9 tRNA genes and 2 rRNA genes are annotated in these 1378 nt (G+C 49.4%); all 11 read left to right on the top strand.

Annotation, left to right across the window (positions count from 1 at the left end):
* Positions 1-130 precede the first annotated feature (130 nt).
* Positions 131-246, top strand: a 5S ribosomal RNA gene (gene rrf, locus AC1DVB_RS27235).
* A gap of 10 nt (positions 247-256) precedes the next feature.
* Positions 257-332: transfer RNA gene (locus tag AC1DVB_RS27240), tRNA-Val, on the top strand.
* 11 nt (positions 333-343) lie between these two features.
* Positions 344-419, top strand: a tRNA-Thr gene (locus tag AC1DVB_RS27245).
* 42 nt (positions 420-461) lie between these two features.
* Positions 462-537: transfer RNA gene (locus AC1DVB_RS27250), tRNA-Lys, on the top strand.
* A gap of 9 nt (positions 538-546) precedes the next feature.
* Positions 547-628 (top strand) — tRNA-Leu (locus AC1DVB_RS27255).
* 5 nt (positions 629-633) lie between these two features.
* A tRNA-Gly gene (locus AC1DVB_RS27260) sits at positions 634-708 on the top strand.
* Between the two features lie 13 nt (positions 709-721).
* A tRNA-Leu gene (locus AC1DVB_RS27265) sits at positions 722-810 on the top strand.
* 9 nt (positions 811-819) lie between these two features.
* Positions 820-896 (top strand) — tRNA-Arg (locus AC1DVB_RS27270).
* A gap of 10 nt (positions 897-906) precedes the next feature.
* Positions 907-983, top strand: a tRNA-Pro gene (locus AC1DVB_RS27275).
* 8 nt (positions 984-991) lie between these two features.
* Positions 992-1067: transfer RNA gene (locus tag AC1DVB_RS27280), tRNA-Ala, on the top strand.
* 158 nt (positions 1068-1225) lie between these two features.
* Positions 1226-1378: ribosomal RNA gene (locus tag AC1DVB_RS27285) — 16S ribosomal RNA — on the top strand; the annotation flags it as partial.

The following is a 1378-nucleotide window of genomic DNA, read 5'->3' on the forward strand; positions in this document are numbered from 1 at the left end:
GGTCAGAGGTGGAAGCATGGTGACATGTGGAGCTGACTGATACTAATAGATCGAGGACTTAACCAACGCTTTTTAAAAAATGAAATACCTTCTTATTATCTAGTTTTGAAGGAACAACGTTCCTTTTATGTTTGGTGGCGATAGCGAAGAGGTCACACCCGTTCCCATTCCGAACACGGCAGTTAAGCTCTTCAGCGCCGATGGTAGTTGGGGGTTTCCCCCTGTGAGAGTAGGACGCCGCCAAGCAGTTATATATGGAGGATTAGCTCAGCTGGGAGAGCATCTGCCTTACAAGCAGAGGGTCGGCGGTTCGATCCCGTCATCCTCCACCATTTTTACACTTGCCGGTGTAGCTCAACTGGTAGAGCAACTGACTTGTAATCAGTAGGTTGGGGGTTCAAGTCCTCTTGCCGGCACCATTTTCATACAAGCTTGATATAGCATATATAAATAGTTTATATGAGCCATTAGCTCAGTTGGTAGAGCATCTGACTTTTAATCAGAGGGTCGAAGGTTCGAATCCTTCATGGCTCACCATTTTATTATGCGGGTGTGGCGGAATTGGCAGACGCACCAGACTTAGGATCTGGCGCCGCAAGGCGTGGGGGTTCAAGTCCCTTCACCCGCATGTTCGCGGAAGTAGTTCAGTGGTAGAATACAACCTTGCCAAGGTTGGGGTCGCGGGTTCGAATCCCGTCTTCCGCYCCACTATTTTATTTATGCCGGGGTGGCGGAACTGGCAGACGCACAGGACTTAAAATCCTGCGGTAGGTGACTACCGTACCGGTTCGATTCCGGTCCTCGGCACCATCTTAATATGCGCCCGTAGCTCAATTGGATAGAGCATCTGACTACGAATCAGAAGGTTGTAGGTTCGACTCCCGCCGGGCGCACCATGTTTTTTTTCGGGAAGTAGCTCAGCTTGGTAGAGCACTTGGTTTGGGACCAAGGGGTCGCAGGTTCGAATCCTGTCTTCCCGACCATTATTTTTGGGGCCTTAGCTCAGCTGGGAGAGCGCCTGCCTTGCACGCAGGAGGTCAGCGGTTCGATCCCGCTAGGCTCCACCAAAAAAACTTGACAAGTCGATTTGGCTCTGTTATGATATGAAAGTTGATTCTTTAAGAAGAGTCAAATTGCTCTTTGAAAACTGAACAAAACAAAGCGCCAACGTTAAATTTTAAGTGAGCACACACTATCAAAAAAGCAAATGAGCAAGTCAAACATTTCTTCGGAGAGTTTGATCCTGGCTCAGGACGAACGCTGGCGGCGTGCCTAATACATGCAAGTCGAGCGAATCGATGGGAGCTTGCTCCCTGAGATTAGCGGCGGACGGGTGAGTAACACGTGGGCAACCTGCCTATAAGACTGGGATAACTTC

The organism is Peribacillus sp. P4_D6, from assembly GCF_056401795.1.